The organism is Enterobacter sp. BNK-14 (genome assembly GCF_047456095.1).
Taxonomy (GTDB): domain Bacteria; phylum Pseudomonadota; class Gammaproteobacteria; order Enterobacterales; family Enterobacteriaceae; genus Enterobacter; species Enterobacter kobei.
Map to the genome: position 1 here is coordinate 1,412,714 of NZ_CP179897.1, position 24,210 is coordinate 1,436,923.

A 24,210-nucleotide genomic window follows, 5' to 3' on the forward strand; every position below is an offset into this window, starting at 1 on the left:
ACCGTTGTTTAGTCCGCTAAAAACAGCGGGCCCATTGGCGGTTTTGGCAGGTCAAACCGATCCGGATAGTCTACCGCAACCAGATACAGTCCTTCTGCTTTCGCCGTGGCTGCCGCAAGCGTTCTGTCCTTCGCTGCCAGCAGGTCTGCAATCCAGCTCTCCGGCTGGTGTCCGGCACCCACTTCCATCAGGCTGCCTACAATATTCCGCACCATATGATGTACAAAGGCATTGGCTTTGATATCCACCACCACATACGCGCCAAAACGGCTGACGTTTATGTGCATAACGTTACGCCACGGCGTACGGGACTGACATTGCACCGCACGAAACGACGTAAAGTCATTTTCACCAATCAGACACTGCGCCGCACGATGCATGCGTTCAGCATCGAGCGGTTCATAAAAATGCGTTACGCCCTGGCTTAGCACCGCCGGACGAAGACGCTGGTTGTAGATGACATAGCGGTAGCGACGCGCCGTCGCGCTGAAGCGCGCGTGAAAATCATCCGGCACAGCTTTCACCCAACGCACCGCAATGTCACCAGGTAAATTCGCATTTACACCCAGCGTCCAGGCGGCATCTTTGCGCACGGCAGTGGTTTCAAAGTGGACCACCTGCCCGGTACCGTGAACACCCGCATCCGTACGGCCTGCGCACAGAACGTTAATCGGCTCGTTTGCCACCTGAGAGAGCGCTTTCTCCAGCTTTTCCTGGACGCTACGCACCTCATTCTGACGCTGCCAGCCATAATATTTACTGCCATCGTACTCGATACCGAGGGCAATTTTATGAACCGGCTTTTGTTCCACTTCTGACATCAGTACAGGTACTCCTGCACCAGTTTCTCAGCAATTTTGACCGCCATCAGCGCGCCGCCAAAACGAACGTTGTCCGCAACGGACCAGAACTGAACCTGCTCCGGCATACCGTAATCGTTCCGCACGCAACCGACTGAAAGATGGGCGCTACCGGTGGCGTCACCCACCTGCGTCGGAAACTCGCTCTCTTCGGAAAGTACGATATCTTCACCGCGGCCAAACGCATCGCGCGCTTCTTCCGCCGCCAGCGGGCGCAGGGCTTCAAAACCTACCATCTGCGCGTGACCGTAGAATACCGGCGACTGCACGACGTTTGCGGAGATCATCAGCCCCTCATCCTGCAGAATTTTGCGCGCTTCATCTACGATACGGCGCTCTTCGCGCACGGAACCTTCACGATCCGGCAGCAGTGGCAGCATGTTGAACGCCAGCTGGCGACCGAAGAAATCATCCTCATCAATCGGGATACCGTTCAGCAGCTTCGCGCTCTGCCCGGCCAGCGCATCGACGGCCTTTTTGCCATTTGCGGAGGCAGACAGCAGGCTGGTGACGGTGATACGCGACAGGCCACCGTCGTCAATCAGCGGTTTCAGCGCGGTCAGCAGCTGGCTGGTCAGACTGTTCGGTACCGCGATGATATTACGGTTACGGTAGTCAGCCAGGACATACGGGTTGACATCCGGCACCACCAGCGGCACGTCCGGCTCCATGGCGAACAGACCGCTCAGGTCGATCACCAGGCAACCTGAATTGGTCGCCTCTTCGATGTAAGACGCCGTGGCTTCAGCACCTGCGGCGAAAAATGCCAGCTGCGCCTGGGTCCAGTCAAACGCAGCCGCATCCTGGACCATGACGGATTTACCGTTAAAGCGCAGATGCTCACCCGCGCTATCGGTACGCGCCAGCGCATAGATATCGCCCACCGGGAACTGACGCTCAGCAAGGGTTTCGAGCAGGGCTTCGCCCACGGCACCGGTGGCACCTAAAATGGCAATGTTCCAGCCTTCAGACATGGTGGTTTACTCCAGAAATAAAAAAGCGTCCCTGCCGGAGTATCCGACAGGGAGCATTAAGAAGACATTAATGCGCCGGGTGATGAACGGCGTTAAAACCCAGTTTTTTCAGCAGCGTCGCGGCCGTTGCGTCGTCGCACATCACATACAGGGACGACCACTCGCGGCGCTCAACATAGTTCTTACGCAGCTTGTCAAATTCACCCGGGATCCCCGCCACTTTACGCAGCAGCGCATCATCGCGGCGCACATCATACACCAAATGCACCAGCCTTTTCAGCGTTGCCTGATCGAGCGGGCCATGCAGGGTAATGCGGCCAAATTCAGGTGCGGGAAGTAAGGTATCCAGCGCCACCTGCTGCGGATGGCCAATAAACGTGCTGTAGGCTTCAAACACCTGCGTTGTGCCGCGGGCTTTGCCTTCAAGCGTATAGCCCGCGATATGCGCAGTGGCTACGTCCACCTTGTTAAGCAGTTCAACGTTAAGATCCGGCTCCGGCTCCCAGACGTCCAGCACAACGCGGAGGTCTTGTCCTTCATTCAGACATTTCAGCAGCGCGGCGTTGTCCACCACCGGGCCACGGCAGGCATTTATCAGAATAGTGCCAGCCTTCAGACGACGGATCAGTGCTTCATCGGCAAGATGCAGGGACGTATAGGGGCCCTCTTTAAACAGCGGCGTGTGGAACGTCAGCACATCGCACTGTTCAACCAGCTCATCCAGCGAGCGGAAATCCCCTTCGTCACCGTTGTCTTTACGCGGTGGGTCGCACAGCAGCGTGCGAATACCTAACGCCTCCAGGCGCTTTTGCAGGCGTCCACCCACGTTACCCACCCCGACGATCCCCACGGTGCGGTCTTTCAGCACAAAACCGTCGCGCTCGGCCAGCATCAGCAAAGAGGAGAAGACATATTCCACGACGGCAATAGCATTACAGCCGGGCGCGGCGGAAAAGCCGATCCCCGCCTGCTTCAGCCATTGGTCATCCACATGATCGGTCCCTGCCGTTGCGGTTCCGACAAACTTAATCGCTTTTCCGGCGAGCAACGACGCATTTACTTTGGTCACCGAGCGCACCATCAGCGCGTCTGCGTCATCCAGTTCGTTGACCGGGATCGGGCGACCAGGGACAGCCTTAACATTACCCAGGCGGCTAAACAGCTCACGGGCATAAGGCATATTTTCATCAACGAGGATTTTCACGTCTGAGTACCTGTTTGAGAGGAAGTAAACCTGCCAAGTGTGCCATAATCTGGCCGCCAGGCATATACGTCTGCCAGGTTTACGCTGAGTTTTGACTTTAAGGATTTTTGACGATGCAGCCCATTTCAGGTACGCCGCCACGCCCTCCGGGTGAAGGCACTGTCACGCCAAACGTTGCCGGTGAACAACCGCTATCCACGCAACAGCGCACCGTGCTGGAGCGACTGATCACGCGCCTGATTGCGCTGACTTCACAGCAAAACGCGGAAGTCTGGGCCGGGGTAAAGCATGATTTAGGCGTAAGGAACGACGCACCGCTGCAGTCGCGACATTTCCCTGCTGCCGAGCAAAATCTCAACCAGCGTATTACGACCGCACAGCAGAACCACACCACGCGGCAGATTGTCACGCAACTGACCGAGCTGCTCGGCCAGGGAAATAACCGTCAGGCGGTCAGCGACTTTATCCGCCAGCAGTATGGCCAGACGGCCCTGAGCCAGCTGACGCCAGACCAGCTTAAAACCGTGCTGACGCTGTTGCAGAACAATCAGCTGTCGATCCCACAGCCGCAGCTGCGGCCAGCGACCGAGCGTTCGCTGCTGCCTGCTGAGCACAACACGCTGAATCAAATGGTGACCAAACTGGCCGCCGCCACCGGCGAGTCAACAAAGCTTATCTGGCAATCCATGCTCGAACTGTCCGGCGTAAAGGCGGGCGAGTTGATCCCGGCCAAACAGTTTCCCCATCTGGTGACCTGGCTACAGGCGCGCCAGACGCTCAGCACCCAGAGCGCCCCTACCCTGCATACCGTTCAGGCTGCGCTTAAACAGCCGCTGGAACCGCACGAGTTCGAGGCGATTCGGGATTACGCCCAGCAGAACTGGCAGGCGACACCGCAAACGGTACTGACCACCGCGCAGGTGCAGGATGTGCTCAATCAGATCTTCGTGCGCCGCGCCGAGCGGGAAGGCGGCGTACCGGAGGCAAGAAACATTCAGCCGATCTACAGCCCGCTTTTTGCGCCCGTTGTGGAGACGTTCAGAACGCTTTCTGCCCGTCCGGGATTGTTGTTTATTGCGTTACTGATTGCGCTGGCGATTTTCTGGCTGGTTGCTTAACACTGCCGGGTGGCGGCTTCGCCTTACCCGGCCTAAGGCCAGTGCGGTTGTAGGCCCGGTAAGCGAAGCGCCACCGGGCAAAAACTATGACCGACGAAACGCCACCAGCGTCACCACGATCCCCACGACCGCAGAAATGGCACCGGCCAGGAAGACGGACGGGTAGCCAAACGAGGTGGCCAGCAGTCCGGCCAGCGGTCCGGTTACTCCGTATGAGATATCCTGAAACGCCGCATAGCCGCCGAGTGCTGTGCCACGCACCTGCGGGGCCACACGCTTCACGACTTCCACGCCCAGCGCCGGGAAAATCAACGAGCAACCGCAGCCGGTGAGTGCTGCGCCAATCAGCGCGACAGAGGCGACCGGTGCGTGCCACAGCAGCAGCAGGCCAACGGTCTCTATCATCAGCGATGCCACCGCCACCTTCACGCCACCAAAGCGATCCGGCATCCAGCCGAAGAACACGCGCATCAGCACAAACGCCCCGCCAAACGCGGTGAGCGTAAATCCGGCCATCGCCCAGCCGCGGCTCATAAAGTAGAGCGAGACGAACGTGCCAATCACCGCAAAACCTACGCCCTGCAGCGCCAGGCCCAGACCCGGCTGCCAGATTTGGCCGATCACGCTCCACAGGGAAGGACGCTCCCCTTTGTGAGCGGGTACCTTACGTACCGAGCCGTTAAACGCCCACGCCAGCAGCGGCAACACCATGGTGGTGGCTGCCAGCGCCGCAAAGCCAAACTGGCTATTGATCAGCAGTCCCAGCGGTGCGCCAGCGGCCAGCGCGCCATAGATAGCCATGCCGTTCCAGGACATCACTTTGCCCGAACGAGCAGGCCCCACCAGACCCATTCCCCAGGTCAGGGTGCCGGTCAGCAGCTGGCTTTCACCAAAGCCAAGGATTAAACGTCCCAGCACCAGCAGCGCAAATTTATACCCTGCGTCTACCGGCAAAAGCGCGGCTAACAGCCATGCCCCGCCCGCCAGACCACAGGCAAACATCCCCTGTAACGCCGAGCGTTTTGCACCATGCTGATCTGCCAGCCGTCCGGCGTACCCGCGGGTTAACACCGTGGCTAAAAACTGAATGCCCACGGCAATGCCGACCATAGTGTTGCCATAGCCGAGTTCCTGATGAACGAACAGTGGGATCACCGGCAGCGGCAGGCCAACGGTCATGTAGGTCAGAAATACCGCAAAGGCGATTCGGAAAAGGGAAAGGTTACCGGAAGGGGCGCTCTTCTCTGGGATAACAGCCTTCATGCATAACTCCGTGTTGAGGCATAAAAAAAGGGAACCTTCCGGTTCCCTTCTACTATACATTCAAACGCTTATGCTTTGTACTTACGCATTACCAGCGTCGCGTTCGTGCCGCCGAAACCGAAGCTGTTAGACATGACGGTGGTCAGTGTCGCTTCCGTTGGTTTCGTCACGATGTTCAGGCCAGCAGCCTGCTCGTCCATCTCATCAATGTTGATGCTTGGGGCGATAAAGCCGTTTTCCAGCATCAGCAGAGAGTAGATCGCTTCCTGCACGCCCGCAGCACCCAGAGAGTGGCCGGTCATAGCTTTGGTGGCAGAAATTGCCGGGCTGTTGTCGCCGAAGACTTCGCGGATTGCACCCAGCTCTTTCACGTCGCCTACCGGAGTAGAGGTACCGTGAGAGTTCAGGTAGTCGATTGGCGTATCAACGCCGTGCATCGCCATCTTCATGCAGCGCACCGCACCTTCACCGGATGGCGCAACCATGTCAGCGCCATCAGACGTTGCGCCGTAGCCCACGATCTCAGCGTAGATATGCGCACCACGTGCCAGCGCGTGCTCCAGCTCTTCAACCACAACCATACCGCCGCCGCCTGCGATGATGAAGCCATCACGGTGCGCGTCGTAAGTACGGGACGCTTTTTCCGGGGTTTCGTTGTACTTGGTGGACAGAGCGCCCATCGCGTCGAACTCACAGGCCATTTCCCAGCCCAGCTCTTCGCCGCCGCCAGCAAAGACGATGTCCTGTTTACCCAGCTGGATCTGCTCAACCGCGTTACCGATGCAGTGTGCGGACGTCGCACACGCGGAACTGATGGAGTAGTTCACACCGTGGATTTTGAACGGAGTGGCCAGGCATGCGGAAACCGCAGAGCCCATGGCTTTGGTGACCACGTACGGACCTACCGCTTTCAGACCACGCGGGCTACGCATTGCGTCAGCACCGAATACCTGCGCTTTAGATGAGCCGCCGGAACCAGCGATAAGACCTACGCGGGGATTGTTCTGGTAAACTTCCGCGCTCAGACCTGCATCTGCAATCGCTTCCTGCATGGAGAGATAAGCATAAATAGAGGCATCGTTCATGAAACGAACCACTTTGCGGTCAATCAAACCGGTGGTGTCCAGTTTGACGTTACCCCATACGTGGCTACGCATACCTGAATCTTTAAACTCTTCAGAGAAAGTGATCCCGGAGCGTCCTTCACGCAGAGATGCCAGGACTTCCTGCTGGTTATTACCGATGCTGGAAACAATGCCCAGGCCAGTAATCACTGCACGTTTCATTCAATACCTCTGTAAGTCGCACTATAGTAAGTTTCGAGTCGCACAATAGCGTACACTTGTACGCCGAACAAGTCCGATCAGACATTTTCTGCGGAAATTTGCACCGATGGACTCACATCGTTAAGATCGTGCCACTGCCTGTCAGACGAGTAACTTACGTGAAACAAAACGCTATACAACCCGCCAACCTCGAATTCAACGCTGAGGGTACACCTGTTTCCCGAGATTTTGATGACGTCTATTTTTCTAATGATAACGGACTCGAAGAAACTCGCTATGTTTTCCTCGACGGAAACCAGCTCAGCACCCGCTTCCCGGAGCATCCGCGGAGCCTGTTTGTGGTCGCGGAAAGCGGATTCGGCACCGGGCTCAATTTTCTGACCCTCTGGCAGGCGTTTGACCAGTTTCACGCTGCCCACCCTGAGGCTACGCTACAAAGATTACATTTCATCAGTTTCGAAAAATTCCCGCTCACCGCGCACGATCTACGCCTGGCCCATCAACGCTGGCCGGAGCTTGCCACCTGGGCTGAACAGCTTCAGGCGCAGTGGCCGCCTCACATTGGGGGGTGCCACCGTCTGATTCTCGACGGCGGACGCGTGACGCTGGATTTGTGGCTGGGCGACATCAACGACCTTACCGATAAGCTTGATGATGCGATGAATCAGACGGTGGACGCGTGGTTCCTGGACGGTTTTGCGCCTGCCAAAAACCCGGATATGTGGAGCCAGCATCTGTTTAACGCGATGGCGCGACTGGCGCGTCCGGGCGCAACGCTCGCCACCTTCACCTCAGCAGGCTTTGTTCGCCGCGGCTTGCAGGAAGCGGGCTTTACCATGCAGAAAACCAAAGGTTTTGGCCGCAAGCGCGACATGCTGGTCGGCAGGATGGAGCAGACGCTGGACATCCCCGCCAGTGCACCCTGGTTTGCGCGCAGCGCCAGCGCGTCACGGGAAGTGGCGATAGCAGGCGGAGGGATCGCCAGCGCCCTGCTGTCTCTTGCGCTTATCCAACGTGGCTGGCAGGTGACGCTTTATTGTGCTGACGATGCGCCAGCAGGTGGGGCCTCCGGCAACCGCCAGGGGGCGCTCTATCCCCTTTTAAGCGCGCACGATCCGGCACTGTTCCAGTTTTTCCCGGCGGCCTTTACCTTTGCCCGTCGCCTGTATGATGCCCTGCCGGTGACGTTCGATCATGAATGGTGCGGCGTGACGCAGCTCGGCTGGGATGAGAGAAGTCAGCAAAAAATCGCGCAGATGCTGTCCCTGGGACTGCCGGAAGACATTGCGCGGGCGGTAAGCGCGCAAGAGGCCGCCAACACCACCGGCATTGAAACCGGCTGCGAGGGCATTCAGTATCCGCTCGGCGGCTGGCTGTGCCCGGCTGAACTGACCGCTGCGGCGATTGACCTTGCGCAGTCACGCGGGCTGACGGTCTACTATGCCCACAAGGTTGAATCGCTGTCCCGAACAGAACGCTGGAATTTGCGTTTTGCTGATGGCAAAGAGGCAAGCCATGCCAGCGTTGTGCTGGCGAACGGACATAGCATCAACCAGTTTATCCAGACAGAATCCGTGCCGGTTTATCCGGTCGGCGGTCAGGTGAGTCATATCCCTACTACGTCCGAACTGGGCAAACTGCGTCAGGTGCTGTGCTATGACGGCTATCTGACGCCACAAAATCCGTCTAATGGTCATCACTGCATCGGGGCGAGCTATCATCGTGGCGAAGCGGATATGCGCTACAGCGAGGCGGATCAACAGCAAAACCGCCAGCGCCTGATTGACTGCTTCCCGGATGCAGCGTGGGCGAAAGAGGTTGACGTCAGCGAAGGCGCGGCCCGCTGTGGCGTGCGCTGCGCAACGCGCGATCATCTGCCGATGATGGGGAATGTGCCGGACTATGAGGCAACGCTTGAAGCCTATCACGACCTTGCAAACCACCAGGAAACGGCGGTAGCTGCACCGGTTTATCCCGAACTGTTTATGCTGGGTGGGCTGGGTTCGCGTGGATTGTGTTCTGCACCACTACTGGCTGAAGCCTTAGCCGCACAAATGAGCAACGAGCCGCTACCGCTGGACAGAACCACGCTTGCGGGGCTGAACCCGAATCGATTGTGGGTGCGAAAACTGCTGAAGGGGAAGAAAGTTAAGTAGGGTGCGGACAGGTGCCCTCAGTCTAACCCTCTCCCACAGGGAGAGGGGATATTCGTAGGCCCGGTAAGCGCAGCGCCACCGGGCGAAATACGATGACTTAGCGTTTAGCCTGCTGGAACAACGTGTCCCACATGCCCAGCACCAGAGACTGGTCGCGCGGGGACAGTTCACCCGCCTGAATCGCCTTTTCCAGGCTGCGGGTGACTTCATCATGCACTGCTTCGGCAGAATGATCGTCTCCTGCCTCCAGCTCGGCAACAGCCAGCGTCAGGTGACCACGCAGATAACCGCTGGCGAACAGCTCATCATCACTGGCGTGTTCCACCATGTCATCAATTAACGCCAGAATGCGTGATTCAAATTCTGCGATCATCTTTTTTCCTCAGTTAAAGATCTTCCGGCCAGGGGAAGCATTCCGCCGTGATCACCGGCGTGTGGTAATAATTCTGTAAAGCCTCGATCAGGCGGGCCGGACGTTCCGGGATGCCTTTCTCAAGATATTCCATCACCTGTGCATGCACGCGGCGCTGGAAGACGATACGGTCTGGCTCGAAGTCGCCTTCGAGGTTGTCACAGCTGACGTTGAACGGGAAACCCGCCGCGACACAGAATAGCCATTCCAGCGCCTGCGGTTTCACTTCCACATCTTCAAACTGGCCCTGGGTTGCGGCGTCGCGTCCGTCCGGACAGTACCAGTAGCCGAAGTCCACCAGCTCGCGACGCGCTTTCCCCGCAATGCACCAGTGCGAAATTTCATGCAGCGCACTGGCGTAAAAGCCGTGCGCAAAGACGATCCGGTTGTACGGCACTTCGGCATCAGCAGGAAGATAGATCGGTTCGTCGTCGCCTTTAATCAGACGGGTATTAAAATCATCAGCAAAGCAGCCGTTAAAAATCTCAATCAGCTGTTCGTAGTTATGCGTACTGTTCATTAGTTCATCCCCAACCAGTGGAGGATCTCCTGTCCATGGCTGTCATAAAGAAGCTTTGCGCTCATGACCGCCGAAACGATGACGATCATCGGGCGAATCAGCTTCTGTCCTTTGCTTAATACCAGGCGCGAGCCCGCGCGCGCGCCCAGGAACTGCCCTGCCATCATGACAAAACCGGTTGCCCAGATGACCTTGCCGCCAATGATAAACAGCAACAGGCCACCAAGGTTAGAGGTCGCATTAAGCACTTTGGCATGGGCGGTAGATTTAGCGAGGTTAAACCCGGCCAGCGTCACAAACGCCAGCGCGTAAAACGAGCCTGCGCCCGGGCCAAAGAAGCCGTCGTAAAAACCGACGCAGCCCCCGGCTATCAGGGCAAACGGCAAGCCATGCAAGCGACGCTGACGGTCTTCTTCACCGAGCTTTGGCATCAGCAGGAAGTAGAGACCGATGCAGATAACCAGAATCGGCAGGATCTGGCGCAAAATATCGGACTGTACGTGCTGCACCAGCAGCGCGCCCGACGTCGAGCCGATAAAGGTCATCAAAATATTGAGCTTCTGATCGGCGAGGCTCACCACCTTGCGGCGGATAAAATAGAGCGATGCCGAAAGCGAGCCGCCGCAGGCCTGAAGTTTGTTGGTGGCCAGTGCCTGAGCGGGGCTCATACCCGCCGCCAGCAGTGCGGGTACCGTTAACAACCCGCCGCCGCCAGCAAGCGCATCAATAAACCCGGCTAACATGGCAACAAAAAACAGCACCACCAGCAGCAGCGGGGACACCATAAACAGATCGACGAAATTATCCATTAAAGTACATGCTCATCCAGTAGCGCCTGGCAGGAAGGCGGCAACGGAGGCGGTGTCTTCTTCTCAGGCTTAGAGGTTCCAGGTTTTGCCGGTTCAAACCAGCTCTGCAGCTCCGCACCGCAGCCATCGCCTGGCGGAGGTAACGGCTGATCTTCACATTCCAGGCTGTTTGCCGGGCAACGCAAACGAACGTGCATGTGCGCACGATGCTGGAACCACGGGCGCACTTTGCGCAGCCAGTCGCGGTCAGTTCCGGCATCCAGGCAGAGCTGTTGTTTGATGGCCGGATTCACAAAGATCCGCGTGACGTCATTATCTTCTGCTGCCAGCTTGATCATGCTGGACACATCCCGCGTCCACAGGGAGGGCACCACGCGCTTACCGTCACTCGCCACCAGATCCAGCGCCTGCGGTTTCAGCAGTTGCGCGGACGTCCAGCGTGTTTTCGGTAGCTGCAGGAAGATATCGACATCCAGTCCGGTCTGGTGGCTGGCGTGCCCGCCGTTAAAGCGCCCGCCCGCAGGCATGCCCATATCGCCAATCAGCATCGTCCCCAGCCCCAGGTTATGTACCTGGTTTCCCAGTCGCTGAATAAACAGCACCAGGTCAGGGTGACCGAAGTAACGGCGCTGGTCGGTACGCATCACCTGATAAGTATCCGATTGCAGCGGAAGTGCCTGCGCGCCGACGATACAGCCGTTCGAAAAGGCGCCGATAGACTGTGCGCTGCCCGCCACCGGATGGGTGATCTTTTGCCACGGCGTGGCGGCCAGACTGGCTCCACTGGCGAGCAGAGCCAGCAGAGCAATTGCGGTTTTTTTCATGGTTACCAGCGTGGAATGGTGGTCGTCACATCCGCATTCTGCGCGCGCTGACGCAGGAAGTGATCCATCAGCACGATCGCCAGCATCGCTTCTGCGATCGGCACCGCACGGATCCCCACGCAAGGATCGTGACGTCCTTTGGTGATCATCTCAACTTCTTCGCCAGAGCGGTTAATCGTGTGGCCCGGCACGGTAATGCTGGAGGTTGGCTTCAGGGCAATATTCGCAACAATCTGCTGCCCGCTGCTGATCCCGCCGAGGATGCCACCCGCATGGTTGCTCTGGAAGCCCGCTTTCGTGATTTCGTCGCGGTTCTGGCTGCCGCGAAGCTGAACCACGTCAAACCCGTCGCCAATCTCTACGCCCTTCACCGCGTTGATGCTCATCAGCGCGTGCGCAATGTCAGCGTCGAGACGGTCAAACACCGGCTCGCCCCAGCCTGGCGGCACGCCGTCGGCCACCACGGTGACCTTCGCCCCAATGGAGTCACCCTCTTTTTTCAGGCCACGCATCAGCTCGTCCAGCGCATCCAGCTTGTCGGCATCGGCGCAGAAGAACGGGTTTTGCTCAACCTGGTCCCAGTCTTTAATGGCCAGCGGAATATCGCCCATCTGGGTCAGACAGCCGCGAATGACGATGCCAAATTTCTGCTGCAGGTATTTTTTGGCAATGGCACCCGCCGCCACGCGCATCGCGGTTTCACGCGCGGAAGAGCGTCCGCCGCCGCGATAGTCGCGGAAACCGTACTTTTGCTCGTAGGTATAGTCAGCGTGGCCCGGACGGAATACGTCTTTAATAGCGCCGTAGTCCTGAGAACGCTGGTCGGTGTTTTCGATCAGCAGACCAATGCTGGTCCCGGTGGTGCGGCCTTCAAAGACGCCAGAGAGAATTTTGACCTGATCCGGCTCGCGACGCTGCGTGGTGTAGCGAGAGGTGCCCGGACGACGGCGGTCAAGGTCGTGCTGCAAATCAGCTTCAGTCAGTTCGATGCCGGGCGGTACGCCGTCAACGATACAACCTAAAGCCAGCCCGTGCGACTCACCAAAGGTGGTCACGCGGAATATCTGTCCAATACTGTTTCCTGCCATCACGGCTCCGATGATGTTGTTTGTGTTTGAGCGTTGTGAAACGGGCCGAAGCCCGCTGGATTAATCTTTATAGATACTGAAGTATTCGCGCGCATCGAGCAGCTGCGCTTTGGTCAGCATAAAGACGCCGTCACCGCCGTTATCGAACTCAAGCCAGGTGAACGGCACATCCGGGTACTGCTCTATCAGATGTACCATGCTGTTGCCCACTTCACAAATCAGAACACCGTCGTCGGTCAGGTAATCCGGCGCGCAGGCCAGAATGCGACGAGTCAGCTTCAGGCCGTCAGTGCCTGACGCCAGACCCAGCTCCGGCTCATGACGGTATTCATTTGGCAGATCGGACATGTCTTCCGCGTCGACGTACGGCGGGTTAGTGACGATCAGGTCGTACTGCAGCGTCGGCAGGTCGCGGAACAGATCCGAGCGGATTGGCGTAACGTGATGGATCAGGCCGTGCTCTTCAATGTTGTGCTCGGTGACGGCCAGCGCGTCGGTAGAGATATCGACGGCGTCCACTTCCGCTTCCGGGAAGGCGTAGGCGCAGGCAATCGCGATACAGCCGCTGCCGGTGCACATATCCAGAATGTGCTGCGGCTGATGGTGAATCAGGCCTTCAAAGTGGTTGTTGATCAGCTCACCAATCGGTGAACGCGGCACCAGCACGCGCTCATCAACATAGAATTCGTGGCCGCAGAACCAGGCTTTGTTGGTCAGGTAGGCGACCGGAATGCGTTCGTTGACGCGGCGGATCACCCGCTCAACAATGCGGTGTTTTTCACTGGAGGTCAGGCGCGCGGTGCGCATGTCTTCCGGAATATCCAGCGGCAGATAAAGAGACGGCAGCACCAGCTGAACGGCCTCATCCCACGGGTTATCGGTACCATGACCGTACCAGATGTTGGCGGCGCTGAAGCGGCTAACCGACCAGCGCAACATGTCCTGTATGGTATGCAGCTCGTTTACTGCTTCATCGACAAATATTTTATCCACTCTTTCCTCCAGGGCATGCTCGCATAATTTTCGGCGGCTAGTTTGCCATGAAGACGGCGATAAATCAGCAATGACGCGTCGCGCTTGAGGTTAAAAAATGCGTTTAGTCGGGTACACTATCGTAAATACGAGATGAGAATGACGAATGAAAAAGAAAACATCGCTCAGCGAGGAGGATCAGGCTCTCTTCCGCCAGCTGATGACCGGGACGCGTAAAATCACGCAGGACACCATTGTCCATCGCCCGCAGCGTAAAAAAATCAGCGACGTTCCGGTCAAACGACTGCTGCAGGAGCAGGCGGATAACAGCCACTATTTTTCAGATGAGTTCCAACCGCTGCTGAATACGCAGGGCGCGGTGAAATACGTGCGCGAGGACGTCAGCCACTTTGAACTGAAAAAATTACGTCGCGGAGATTATTCACCGGAGCTGTTTCTCGATCTGCACGGGTTAACGCAGATGCAGGCGAAACAGGAGCTGGGGGCACTGATCGCCGCCTGTCGCCGCGAACACGTGTTTTGCGCCTGCGTGATGCACGGCCATGGGAAACATATACTTAAGCAGCAAACGCCGCTGTGGCTGGCTCAGCATCCACATGTGATGGCGTTTCATCAGGCACCCAAAGAGTACGGCGGAGATGCCGCATTGCTGGTGTTGATAGAAGTTGAGGAGTGGCAACCGCCTGAGTTGCCCTGACAGCATGGCGGGAGGCACATTTGCACCCCGCCCTGTCGCACGTCACGTCAGATAGCTTTTGCCATCTTCAGGTTGCACGGACTCATTTGCCAGTTAAAGACCCCTTTGCCGGTTTCGTCGAGGGTGACGTTGGCAATGGCGGATGTGGTGAACATTGGCGGCGTTTCGCCCGGGCACAACTCAGAAACCAGATAGCCAACCAGTGGCAGGTGGGAAATGACCAGTGCGGAAGCGACACCTTCATTGCACAGTGCCTGAAGGTAGGCGCTGACAAGGCCGACATCACCGCATGGCGTCAGTTCAGGAAGAACATCGACACTGGATGGCAAGTTCATACACTCCCCTACCACGTCCAGCGTCTGTTCTGCACGCAGGAACGGACTCACCAGAACGCGTTCGATATCCACTTTTTGGCCTTTAAGCCAGGTTGCCATCAGACGAGATTCGTCGCAACCACAGACTGTTAAAGGACGTACTGAGTCACTGGCGGCATCGAGTGCCGCGTCGCCGTGACGCATGATAAAAACTTGCATATTGCACCGCTTTTGTTAACCAGAATCACCGGCGTTGACTACCCGCGATAAATGCTCTGAGGTAGAAAACCCGATGGCCGGGCATTGTGCCTGATCCATTCGGTGAATGAAACGCTGTTTTTTACCTCAATGGCGTAAGTATAGTCAATCTCTGTTTACAAAATCGCCAGAACAGGTTCATTCACGTCGGGATTTACCCTTCTTTGACCTCAGCTTACGAGGACAGTTTCCCTTGCAGGCCAAAATGTCTGGCCCCGTTCCGCCATCTGCAATAATTCGTCACACGGTGTAAACCGCGGGCCATATTGCGATGCCAGACGTTGCAGAATAGCCACCACTTCACCCGCGCCGAGTGTATCCATGTAACGGAACGGGCCGCCAAGGAACGGCGGGAAACCAATACCAAATACGGCGCCGATGTCGCCATCCCGTGCGCTCTTGATCACCTGCTCACCAAAGCAGCGTGCCGCTTCATTGAGCATCATCATCACACAACGTTCAGCACACTGAACGGCGGAGAGTCTCCCCTGACCTGAGGTCGGGATAAGCCCATAAACAGAAGGGTCGACCTGTTTCTTGCTTTTACGCCCTTTCGAGCCGTAAAGATAGAAACCGCGTTCATTTTTTCTGCCTTTGCGATCGTCCTTCAAAATTGCAGAAACAATATTTGCAGGCGGCGCAAAACGATCGCCATAAGCGGCTTCCAGTACAGGTATAATTTTAGTGCCGGTGTCTATTCCCACCTCATCCAAAAGTTGGATAGGACCAACGGGGAAGCCAAACTTTACGAGTGCCTCATCGACGTGCTCAATCTTCTCCCCTTCCGTCAGCAGCCGCATCGCTTCGTTGATGTACGGCGCCAGAATACGGTTGACGTAGAAGCCGGCTTTGTCCGCAACCACGATGGGGGTTTTGCCCTGTTTTTTCGCCAGCTTCACCACGGTAGCGATGGTTTGCGGGCTGGTTGTACCGTGAGGGATCACCTCCACCAGCGGCATTTTTTCTACCGGGCTGAAAAAGTGCAGACCAATCACCTGCTCAGGACGCGCGGCTTTCGCTGCGATATCGCCGATGGGTAATGACGACGTATTTGAGGCAAAAATGGTATGCGGCGCGCAATGCTGTTCAACGTCCGCCACCATCTGCTGCTTGAGCGCAAGATCTTCAAATACGGCTTCAATCACCAGATCGCGGTGCGCAAAACCGCTGTAGTCCGTCGTGCCGGAGATCATCGCCAGGGTTTTATCACGCTCGCTTGCCTTGATATGGCGGCGCTTGACCTTTTGATCAAGGTTCTGCCAGCTGTACTGCAGCGCGTGGTTGATTCCCTTAGGGTTAATGTCTTTGATGCGTACCGGCAGTTTCCCTTTACTTGCGGTAACGAAAGAAATGCCGCCGCCCATCAGCCCACCCCCGAGCACGCCAATTGCACGCAGCGGAGCAGGCTCAGCCTCGCTGCCCGGATCTTTTTTCACCTCTGTGCTGGCGAAGAAAATGCTGCGCAGCGCCCGTGACTGCGGCGTCATCGCCAGCTCGCCAAAGGCTTTGGCTTCAGCGGCATAGCCGCTACTGCTTCCCTGTGACAACCCGGTTTCAATCACCTCCAGGATCCGTTTCGCCGCCGGGTAGTTGCCTTTGGTTTTTTGTTCGGTCTTTTTGCCCACCATGTTGAACAGGATCGTCCTTCCCAGAGGACCCGCCAGCACACGCTCTCGCACCGGAAGAGGACGTTTTGGCTGGCGACCTTTCAGCGCCAGTTCTACAGCAGCTTCCAGTAAAATCGCGTGGGGAACGACATCGTCAACCAGACCGGCTTTCAGCGCCTGACGGGCGCGCAGCTGCTTGCCGGTGAGAATCATTTCCAGCGCGGTGCTAACCCCTACCAGGCGCGGCAGACGCTGCGTGCCACCAGAACCAGGCAGGAGACCTAATTGCACTTCCGGCAGGCACAGAACGGTTTTCGCATCGTCAGTACAAATGCGGCTGTGGCAGGCCAGCGCCAGCTCCAGTCCACCACCCAAACAAGCACCGTGGATCGCGGCAATCACCGGGATCGGCAGCGCGTTGATCTCGGCCATCACCTGCTGCCCCTGACGTGCAAGATCTTCCGCTTCCTGCGCGCTTTGCGCCCGGGCGATCATGTTAATGTCGGCCCCGGCAATAAAGTTGTCCGGCTTGGCCGAGATAAACACCAGACCGCGAATGGCCTTGTTTTCGCGGATCTGCCTGAGCATCGCGCGAACCTGAGTGCCAAACTCCGCCTTTAGGGTATTCATTTTTTCGTCAGGCACATCAATGGCGATCACGGCGACGTTGTCGAGGCGAACCGTCAGGTTAAATGCAGATGTCATTTCCATTATTCAGCCTCCAGAATCATTGCAGCACCCAGTCCACCCGCCGCACAGGCGGTCACCAGGCCAAACCCGCCACCGCGGCGACGTAGCTCGTGTAATGTCTGAGTAATCATCCTCGCCCCTGTCGCCGCAAACGGATGACCGTAGGCAATCGAACCACCCAGCACGTTGAATTTGCTTTGATCCACTTCACCCGTGGCATGAGCGCGCCCCAGCACATCACGTGCAAAACGCTCGCTTGCCAGCAGCTGTACGTTTGCCAGGGTTTGTGCGGCGAAGGCTTCGTGCATATCAATCAGGGTTAAATCAGCCAGCGTCAGCCCTGCGCGATCCAGCGCCAGCGGCGTGGACCAGGCCGGACCTAACAACATGTCCTGCCAGACATCAATGGCGGTGAAGGCATAGCTGCGCAAATAGCCCAGAGGGGTGATGCCCAGCTCTTTCGCCCGGGATTCGGTCATCAGGATCACGGCGGCTGCCCCATCCGTCAACGGTGTACTGTTGGCCGCAGTCACGGTGCCATGTTTACGGTCGAACGCCGGACGCAGTTTGGCGTAATCCGCCAGCGTCGAGGTACCGCGGATATTGTTGTCTTCAACCAGTGGTTCCCGATAAGGAGGCGTATAGGCGGTCATCACCTCGTCGGTGAGCTTGCCCTCTGACCAGGCTTTCGCCGCCAGCTGATGTGAACGATGCGCCAGCGCGTCCTGCTGCTCACGGGTAATGCCATAGGTTTTCGCCATCTGTTCCGCGGTATCGCCCATGCGCAGGCCGGTAGAATATTCTGCGACAGCAGGGGGTACAGGCATCAGGTCGCGCAGACGTAAACGCGAGAAGAGTTTGAGCTTCTGACCGGTCGTGCGGGCTTTGTTTGCATCCACCAGAATACGGGCCAGCTTTTTACTGACGCCAATAGGCAGTACCGAAGAGGAATCGGCGCCTCCGGCGATCCCGGCGCGAATGGTGCCCGCCATGAGGCTTTCCGCCACGTTAGCCACCGCCTGAAAACTGGTCGCGCAGGCGCGGCTGACGCTATAGGCATCCGTATGAACGCTCATCCCGGTGCCGAGGACAATTTCTCGCGCAATATTGGGAGCTTCAGGCATCTGAACCACCTGGCCGAAAACCAGCTGTTCAATGACCTCAGGCTGAATTTCGCTGCGAGCCAGCATCTCCCCCACCACCATTTTCCCCAGATCGACAGCCGGTATGCCATGAAACGCCGTTGCCTGACGCGCAAACGGCGTACGCAAACCACTGACAATGGCAATGCGATCGCCCTGACGGGTAATAAGCGGTAATGCCTGACTCATAACACTCCCCTGTAAAAAATTGACGCAAACGTTAAGTGGTCTGACCTGATAATAGTCTTAACCATTTTTTTACATTCAGCCAATTGGGGAAACGAAAAAGTGCGAGGTAAGACACAGAGAAGAAAAAGAAAATGCCCCGAGGTAAAAGCAAAACGGTAACCCGTAGGTTACCGTTTTTAGTGTTTGCACCCTCTCCCGTGGGAGAGGGTCGGGGTGAGGGCACCAGCCCGCAGGAATTAACGCAGGCCCAGCTGGAAAATCAGCGTTTCTGCTTCGCAGGCAAACACGAAGTCAATATCCAGCTTCACGCCGCCGTCCACCTCGGTGAAGGTAGATTTGATTTCGCACGGATCGGATTCAACATCACGTGCACGCTTGCTCAGCGCGGACAGGGTCTCTTCCGCTTCAGCGCGGTTGGTGAACACACGGCTGTAAGACGCTGTGCAATCGGAGTTGTCCATGATGGTGCCAACATCCATACAGCAGCAAACCGGGGTTTCATCAGCACTGCATTTACTCATAGCTCAATTTCCTCTGTATTCGCGCAGCGCGCGAGATAAACACGATGCTGCTATTTTACGCCCCGGCGCAGGCTCTCTCCAGCCGTTAATGGCGCAAAATCGGATAAGTGACCAATATCACACTAAAAAATGATCTAAAACAAAAACCACCCTTTTGACTGAGTCGCGATGGTCACATTTTTGCCAACCAGATCTCGTTTCATGAAACATGTTTGAAAATATTAATAAACAAACTTGCAACATCCCAGCTGGTCAGACCTATACTCTGGCCACTGGTCTGATTTGTCTGTCAAACCTCAGACCCTACACTTCGCGCTCCTGTTACGGTATGTAACAATTATTGAATAAAAATAACTCAATGAGGTTATGGTCATGAGCCAGAAAACCCTGTTCAACAAGACTGCGCTGGCAGTCGCAGTGGCAATCGTCTCCACTTCCGCCTGGTCAGCGGGCTTTCAGTTAAACGAATTTTCTTCCTCTGGCCTTGGCCGCGCGTATTCTGGGGAAGGTGCAATTGCTGATGATGCAGGTAACGCCAGCCGTAACCCTGCACTGATCATGATGTTCGATCGCCCGACCTTCTCTGCGGGTGCGGTATATATCGATCCTGATGTCAACATTTCTGGCAAGTCGCCTTACACAGGTGCGAGCCTGAAAGCGGACAATATTGCCCCGACCGCATGGGTACCCAACCTGCACTTCGTTGCACCTATTAATGAGCAATTTGGCTGGGGGGCGTCCGTCACGTCCAACTACGGCCTTGCAACTGAATTCAATAACAACTATCCGGCAGGTGAATACGGCGGTAAAACCGATCTTACGACGCTGAACCTGAACCTGAGCGGTGCTTATCGTCTGAACGACAGCTGGAGCTTTGGTCTGGGCTTTGATGCCGTCTACGCTGATGCAAAAATTGAGCGTTACTCCGGCGAGCAGACTGCCAGCCTGCCGAAAAACAGCAATAAAATTGCCAGCCTGAAAGGTGATGAGTGGGGCTATGGCTGGAACGCCGGTATCCTGTATGAGCTGGACAAAAACAACCGTTGGGGCCTGACCTATCGTTCCGAAGTGAAAATTGACTTTGACGGCGATTACAAGAGCGGCATCCTGGCGCCAGTCAACAACCTGGTTCCAGGCGCGGGTACCACCATTCCATGGGGCACCTCAAACCAGACAGTTCCGGGTTCACTGTCGCTGCATTTACCAGAAATGTGGGAAGTCTCCGGTTACAACCGCGTGGCACCACAATGGGCTATTCACTATAGCCTGGCCTACACCAGCTGGAGCCAGTTCCAGGAGCTGAAAGCAACCGGCAACAATGGTCAAACGCTGTTCTATAAGGATGAAAGCTTCCACGACGCCTATCGTATTGCGTTGGGTACCACCTACTACTACGATAAAAACTGGACTTTCCGCTCCGGTATCGCATTTGACGACAGCCCGGTTCCGGCAGACAAACGTTCCATTTCCATTCCGGATCAGGACCGCTTCTGGTTAAGTGCTGGTGCGACATATGCGTTCAACGAGAATGCGTCCATCGATGCGGGCGTATCTTATATGCACGGTCAGAAAGTGACGTTCCAGGAAGGTCCGTACGAGTTTACCTCTGAAGGTAAAGCCTGGCTGTTCGGTACGAACTTTAACTACGCGTTCTAAGCGCACTGAAATCGAAAAAGGTGAGCATCGCTCACCTTTTTTATTTATTCCGAATCGATATCTTTGAGTTCGTTTTCGATAGCCTTCGCGTTTGGATTCTCCTCCGGCTTCAGCTTGCCACCGTTGGCAATAAAATCGTGATTCTGGAAGTATGCTTCGCGCACCATAATGTAAGGATCGGAAGACTGGCGCAGCAGACCGTCTGAGTCGAGCAGTTGCGCACGGGTTTCAATCCCTTCCACCGTCCATTTACCAATCGACAGCGGCCAGGTCAGCCACGACAGGACTGGATACAGCGTATCGACCATATCGCCGCCATCATCACGCACGGTGAAGCTGCCATAGAACGGCAGGTGGACATACGGACCATAACCTACGCCATAATGCCCCAGGGTGCTGCCGAAGCGGTGCGGTTGTTCACGCTGCAGTTTCGGGTTTGCCATGCCGGCGACATCAATAAAGCCGCCCATCCCCAGCAGGGAGTTCAGGAAGAAGCGAGTAAAGTGCACCATCCCCTGATACGGATCGCCCTGCAGGAAGTAGTTCACCATAACCGCGGGCTCTTCGAGGTTGCTGGTAAAATTGCTTAGCCCGTTACGCGCAGGCTGTGGAACATAATCGCGCCATGCCACTGCCACCGGCCGAACCACATACGGATCCAGCACGTTGTAGTTGAAGCTATACATGGAGCGGTTAAATCCTTCGAGAGGATCGGAGCGTCCCGTTTGCTCCCCGGAGCTGGCGCAGCCCACAAGCATCGTCATGCCCAGCGCAAGCGCCGACAGCCGAAGTTTCATAAATATCTCCCTGTTCAGTATGGCTATCGTTGATTGCCATCCGTAACGAAGCATCTGGCGCTCCGTCTGTAAACGTGCAAGTGATTGTAACAGCACGTTTACCGATGTCTATGAGCACAAGCACGGGCAATAAACACCGTGGCTCTGATCTCAGCATAGCCTGGCTTTTGGAATTCGTTTCGCTGGCAATTTTATAATGCCTTTGAAAGAGATGTCTCACCTTTGTTGTCATTGCCGCCAATTTAAGAGCATCCCCACAGGCATCCTGATAAAAGCCGCTACGCTTAAAAGAAAGATCAACCTCCGGGAGCCGTTATGAAAGAAGTGGGTGAAGACAAAATTGCAGAGAGCAAAGAGGATATTGAAATTGAGAGCGAGGAGAAAGCGCGCGGCGAGAAGATAGAAGTTGATGAAGATCGCCTCCCCTCCCGCGCGATGGCAATTCACGAACATATACGCCAGGATGGCGAAAAGGAGATGGAGCGCGATGCCATGGCCCTCTTCTGGTCAGCCATCGCTGCGGGACTGTCAATGGGCGCGTCACTGCTCGCAAAAGGGATATTTCATGTTCAACTTGAGGGTGTCCCCGGCGGTTTTTTACTGGAGAACCTCGGCTATACCTTCGGCTTTATTATTGTCATCATGGCCCGCCAGCAGCTGTTTACTGAAAACACGGTGACTGCCGTTCTGCCAGTGATGCAAAATCCAACCCTCGGCAATTTCGGTTTATTGTTGCGTTTGTGGGGCGTGGTCCTGCTGGGTAACATTATCGGCACGGGTATCGCCGCCTGGGCGTTTGAATATATGCCGATCTTTGATGAACCTACCCGGGATGCGTTTGTGAAAATTGGCATGGACGTGATGAAAAACACGCCGGCCGAAATGTTCGCAAACGCCATCATCTCCGGCTGGATTATCGCCACGATGGTGTGGATGTTTCCTTCCGCAGGCAGCGCCAAAATTGTGGTGATCATACTGATGACCTGGCTGATTGCCTTGGCGGACACCACGCATATTGTGGTCGGTACCGTTGAAATACTTTATCTGGTCTTTAATGGTACGCTTCACTGGACTGATTTTTTCTGGCCGTTCGCCCTTCCGACTCTGGCCGGGAATATCTGCGGCGGAACGTTTATCTTCGCGCTGTTAAGCCATGCACAAATCCGTAACGACATGTCTAACAAACGCAAAGCTGAGCTAAAGGCACAGGAGAATGAGGGCAATTCGGCAAAAAAAACGGGCTGAATGGTGACTCTTTGAGCAGTCAGGCGGCGATGCGCTTAACGCAAAGTGTAAATAACGCTATACTCGTGCCGCCTCGTCCCCTTAGTTAAATGGATATAACGAGCCCCTCCTAAGGGCTAGTTGCAGGTTCGATTCCTGCAGGGGACACTTTGACCTTTCTCTCTTTTTTCAGCCAATTTCGCCCCATCAACTCATTGAGCAGAGGCGTCCTGTTTTATTTGAGCATAACGTGTTGCCAGTTGTTTTAAATGCAGCTCAAGTTGAGTCTTCTCCCCTTCAGGAAGTACATTTCCAGCAGGATACTGCGACAGTCGTCGGAGCTGTTCTTCAGCCGGTATCGATTGATTAAATGACTGCATAGCGGAAAAAACCACTGACTTCAGCTCACTGACGGTCATGTATTTCCCCTTCTGCTCATCCAGACCGTTCAGGCGGTGACTCAACTTCTCCAGCGTCGCCATTCCCTGATGCCAGCCGTTCAGTTGTTCTGTTGGTAACGCCGCGGCATTCCGTTGCTGCTGCCACTGCTGAACCAGAGGCTTAGCCTGCTCCGGCCACAACATCTCAGCCTGTTCCGTGAGTTTTCGGCTGTAAGTCATACTCCAGTCAGGAGGCAATTTATCCAGCAGGGCAAGTTGCTGCTGCGTTTGCGCGATAGCCGTTTTCGGTAACGAAGATTGCTGGCGCAACGTTTTAAGCTGTTCAGATGACAGAGGTGCAGGTAAAGGTGACAATGAGGCTGCAAGCTGAGCCTGTAGCGGGTCAGTACGGTGAAGATACTGCCAACCCCATAGTGCAAGTGCGCTTATCACCAGCATGGTCCCCATCCCGGCGACGAAAGATTTCCACTTTTTCATCGGACCGGGTATTGCCGTCTGAACGTCAACATTCGCCGGGTACTCCGACTGTGCGACATACACCCATTTTACTGCTTCGTTCCGGGCGTTATCTTCTTCAACAGGACCACTGGCAGAGACGGTTGCTCCCTCGCTGTTTTCCAGCCGGACAGCACTGTTGTGCATCAGGGTACGCAGCGTATCCAGCTGGCTATGATGCTTAAGCTCCAGGCGCTGCAGCACCTCCCCCAGCGCGGTGAGCCGTTGCTCAGCCTGGTACAGCTGGCTGAGGTCGCTGTAATTGAGCGGGAGCGAGCGCATCCGTTGCTGCAGACGCTGACTCAGACTGCTGAGGATTTCCATGCGGGCATGAACCGGCTGTGGCCACATCGCCCCCCACTGATGACTAATCAGCGCCTCCAGTATCGCCAGGCCTTCATTGAGCCCGAATAATCCGGCCAGCTGCGTCCGAGCCAGCGTGTACCAGGCCAGCGTCTGAAGCTCCACGCCGTTCTGCTCAAACAGTGAAAGACAAAGTTTTTCGACATGCCGCCAGTTAACGTCTGGACGCGCCGGATGGGTGAGCTTACTCAGCTCATCACGCAGGGCGGTATAGTCCGGTAGCGTGCGCGGGTCGCCGCCGGTTTTGATTTTACGTGGGATAATGTCATTCATGGCCAGTCGTCCATTTGGCTTATCAGGAGTGAGTGAAGGTCGTCGTTTATGCGGCTTCGCGTGCTGCATATTCAGA

At 56.1% G+C, this 24,210-nt stretch carries 22 protein-coding genes and 1 tRNA gene; 6 read left to right on the forward strand and 17 right to left on the reverse strand.

The window, feature by feature from the left end; all coding sequences use genetic code 11:
* Nucleotides 1–8: 8 nt before the first annotated feature.
* The 3 genes from truA to pdxB form a co-directional block, all read right to left on the reverse strand.
* Nucleotides 9–821, reverse strand: a complete 813-nt coding sequence (truA, locus tag ACMGGM_RS06790) for a tRNA pseudouridine(38-40) synthase TruA (RefSeq protein ID WP_014884669.1) — start codon at nucleotides 819–821, stop codon at nucleotides 9–11.
* Nucleotides 821–1,834, reverse strand: coding sequence for an aspartate-semialdehyde dehydrogenase (locus tag ACMGGM_RS06795; RefSeq protein ID WP_023330985.1), 1,014 nt, complete (start codon nucleotides 1,832–1,834; stop codon nucleotides 821–823). The genes truA and ACMGGM_RS06795 overlap by 1 nt, the downstream gene beginning before the upstream one ends.
* Nucleotides 1,835–1,901: 67 nt before the next feature.
* Entirely contained in the window at nucleotides 1,902–3,038 is a 1,137-nt protein-coding gene (gene pdxB / locus ACMGGM_RS06800; RefSeq protein WP_023338578.1) for a 4-phosphoerythronate dehydrogenase PdxB, read from the reverse strand.
* A 113-nt stretch (nucleotides 3,039–3,151) separates the two neighbouring features.
* Between pdxB and flk the strand changes: the two genes are divergently transcribed.
* A complete protein-coding gene (gene flk / locus ACMGGM_RS06805; RefSeq protein WP_063943740.1) occupies nucleotides 3,152–4,156 on the forward strand; it encodes a flagella biosynthesis regulator Flk in 1,005 nt (334 codons plus the stop codon).
* An 84-nt stretch (nucleotides 4,157–4,240) separates the two neighbouring features.
* On the opposite strand, the gene ACMGGM_RS06810 is transcribed toward flk, so the two are convergent.
* Together ACMGGM_RS06810 and fabB are read right to left on the reverse strand one after the other, a co-directional pair.
* Nucleotides 4,241–5,419, reverse strand: a complete 1,179-nt coding sequence (locus tag ACMGGM_RS06810) for an MFS transporter (protein WP_058691117.1) — start codon at nucleotides 5,417–5,419, stop codon at nucleotides 4,241–4,243.
* Nucleotides 5,420–5,487: 68 nt separating this feature from the next.
* Nucleotides 5,488–6,705, reverse strand: coding sequence for a beta-ketoacyl-ACP synthase I (gene fabB / locus ACMGGM_RS06815; protein WP_014884674.1), 1,218 nt, complete (start codon nucleotides 6,703–6,705; stop codon nucleotides 5,488–5,490).
* A 158-nt stretch (nucleotides 6,706–6,863) separates the two neighbouring features.
* On the opposite strand from fabB, the gene mnmC reads away from it, so the two are divergent.
* On the forward strand, nucleotides 6,864–8,861 hold the full coding sequence (gene mnmC, locus ACMGGM_RS06820; RefSeq protein WP_063943742.1) for a bifunctional tRNA (5-methylaminomethyl-2-thiouridine)(34)-methyltransferase MnmD/FAD-dependent 5-carboxymethylaminomethyl-2-thiouridine(34) oxidoreductase MnmC: 1,998 nt from the start codon (nucleotides 6,864–6,866) through the stop codon (nucleotides 8,859–8,861).
* Nucleotides 8,862–8,958: 97 nt separating this feature from the next.
* Here the strand turns inward: mnmC and ACMGGM_RS06825 are convergent, their stop codons facing one another.
* Genes ACMGGM_RS06825 through prmB form a run of 6 tightly spaced genes read right to left on the reverse strand, consistent with a single transcriptional unit; the run spans nucleotide 8,959 to nucleotide 13,507 of the window.
* Complete coding sequence (locus ACMGGM_RS06825; protein WP_014884676.1) at nucleotides 8,959–9,234, reverse strand: YfcL family protein; 276 nt, start codon at nucleotides 9,232–9,234, stop codon at nucleotides 8,959–8,961.
* 13 nt (nucleotides 9,235–9,247) lie between these two features.
* Complete coding sequence (locus tag ACMGGM_RS06830) at nucleotides 9,248–9,793, reverse strand: elongation factor P hydroxylase (protein WP_014884677.1); 546 nt, start codon at nucleotides 9,791–9,793, stop codon at nucleotides 9,248–9,250.
* The gene (locus ACMGGM_RS06835) at nucleotides 9,793–10,602 is read right to left on the reverse strand and encodes a sulfite exporter TauE/SafE family protein (protein WP_023330989.1); all 810 of its coding nucleotides are present in this window, start codon (nucleotides 10,600–10,602) and stop codon (nucleotides 9,793–9,795) included. The genes ACMGGM_RS06830 and ACMGGM_RS06835 overlap by 1 nt, the downstream gene beginning before the upstream one ends.
* Nucleotides 10,602–11,426, reverse strand: coding sequence for a penicillin-insensitive murein endopeptidase (gene mepA, locus ACMGGM_RS06840; protein ID WP_014884679.1), 825 nt, complete (start codon nucleotides 11,424–11,426; stop codon nucleotides 10,602–10,604). Before mepA ends, ACMGGM_RS06835 begins: the two co-directional genes overlap by 1 nt.
* A 2-nt stretch (nucleotides 11,427–11,428) precedes the next feature.
* Entirely contained in the window at nucleotides 11,429–12,514 is a 1,086-nt protein-coding gene (gene aroC / locus ACMGGM_RS06845) for a chorismate synthase (RefSeq protein ID WP_014884680.1), read from the reverse strand.
* 60 nt (nucleotides 12,515–12,574) lie between these two features.
* Nucleotides 12,575–13,507 carry a 50S ribosomal protein L3 N(5)-glutamine methyltransferase gene (prmB, locus tag ACMGGM_RS06850; RefSeq protein WP_014884681.1) on the reverse strand — a complete coding sequence of 311 codons (933 nt, stop codon included), beginning with the start codon at nucleotides 13,505–13,507 and terminating at the stop codon, nucleotides 12,575–12,577.
* A gap of 145 nt (nucleotides 13,508–13,652) precedes the next feature.
* Here prmB and smrB point away from each other — a divergent pair, with 145 nt between their 5' ends.
* Nucleotides 13,653–14,204: an endonuclease SmrB gene (gene smrB, locus ACMGGM_RS06855; RefSeq protein ID WP_014884682.1), complete on the forward strand. Its 552-nt coding sequence runs from the start codon at nucleotides 13,653–13,655 to the stop codon at nucleotides 14,202–14,204.
* Between the two features lie 47 nt (nucleotides 14,205–14,251).
* Here smrB and sixA read toward each other — a convergent pair whose 3' ends face one another.
* The 4 genes from sixA to ACMGGM_RS06875 form a co-directional block, all read right to left on the reverse strand.
* Entirely contained in the window at nucleotides 14,252–14,737 is a 486-nt protein-coding gene (gene sixA / locus ACMGGM_RS06860) for a phosphohistidine phosphatase SixA (protein WP_014884683.1), read from the reverse strand.
* A gap of 209 nt (nucleotides 14,738–14,946) precedes the next feature.
* Nucleotides 14,947–17,094, reverse strand: coding sequence for a fatty acid oxidation complex subunit alpha FadJ (fadJ, locus tag ACMGGM_RS06865; RefSeq protein ID WP_063943746.1), 2,148 nt, complete (start codon nucleotides 17,092–17,094; stop codon nucleotides 14,947–14,949).
* Nucleotides 17,094–18,404: an acetyl-CoA C-acyltransferase FadI gene (gene fadI / locus ACMGGM_RS06870; RefSeq protein WP_023338583.1), complete on the reverse strand. Its 1,311-nt coding sequence runs from the start codon at nucleotides 18,402–18,404 to the stop codon at nucleotides 17,094–17,096. The genes fadJ and fadI overlap by 1 nt, the downstream gene beginning before the upstream one ends.
* Before the next feature lie 236 nt (nucleotides 18,405–18,640).
* Complete coding sequence (locus ACMGGM_RS06875; protein WP_014884686.1) at nucleotides 18,641–18,925, reverse strand: YfcZ/YiiS family protein; 285 nt, start codon at nucleotides 18,923–18,925, stop codon at nucleotides 18,641–18,643.
* 372 nt (nucleotides 18,926–19,297) lie between these two features.
* On the opposite strand from ACMGGM_RS06875, the gene fadL reads away from it, so the two are divergent.
* Nucleotides 19,298–20,581, forward strand: a complete 1,284-nt coding sequence (fadL, locus tag ACMGGM_RS06880; RefSeq protein ID WP_014884687.1) for a long-chain fatty acid transporter FadL — start codon at nucleotides 19,298–19,300, stop codon at nucleotides 20,579–20,581.
* Between the two features lie 44 nt (nucleotides 20,582–20,625).
* On the opposite strand, the gene mlaA is transcribed toward fadL, so the two are convergent.
* Complete coding sequence (gene mlaA, locus ACMGGM_RS06885) at nucleotides 20,626–21,378, reverse strand: phospholipid-binding lipoprotein MlaA (protein ID WP_023338584.1); 753 nt, start codon at nucleotides 21,376–21,378, stop codon at nucleotides 20,626–20,628.
* A gap of 315 nt (nucleotides 21,379–21,693) precedes the next feature.
* Between mlaA and ACMGGM_RS06890 the strand changes: the two genes are divergently transcribed.
* Together ACMGGM_RS06890 and ACMGGM_RS06895 are read left to right on the forward strand one after the other, a co-directional pair.
* A complete protein-coding gene (locus tag ACMGGM_RS06890; RefSeq protein ID WP_014884689.1) occupies nucleotides 21,694–22,623 on the forward strand; it encodes a formate/nitrite transporter family protein in 930 nt (309 codons plus the stop codon).
* Between the two features lie 75 nt (nucleotides 22,624–22,698).
* Nucleotides 22,699–22,770 (forward strand) — tRNA-Arg (locus tag ACMGGM_RS06895).
* Nucleotides 22,771–22,814: 44 nt separating this feature from the next.
* Here the strand turns inward: ACMGGM_RS06895 and ACMGGM_RS06900 are convergent.
* Nucleotides 22,815–24,134, reverse strand: coding sequence for a VasL domain-containing protein (locus ACMGGM_RS06900; RefSeq protein ID WP_023338585.1), 1,320 nt, complete (start codon nucleotides 24,132–24,134; stop codon nucleotides 22,815–22,817).
* Nucleotides 24,135–24,210: the final 76 nt, after the last annotated feature.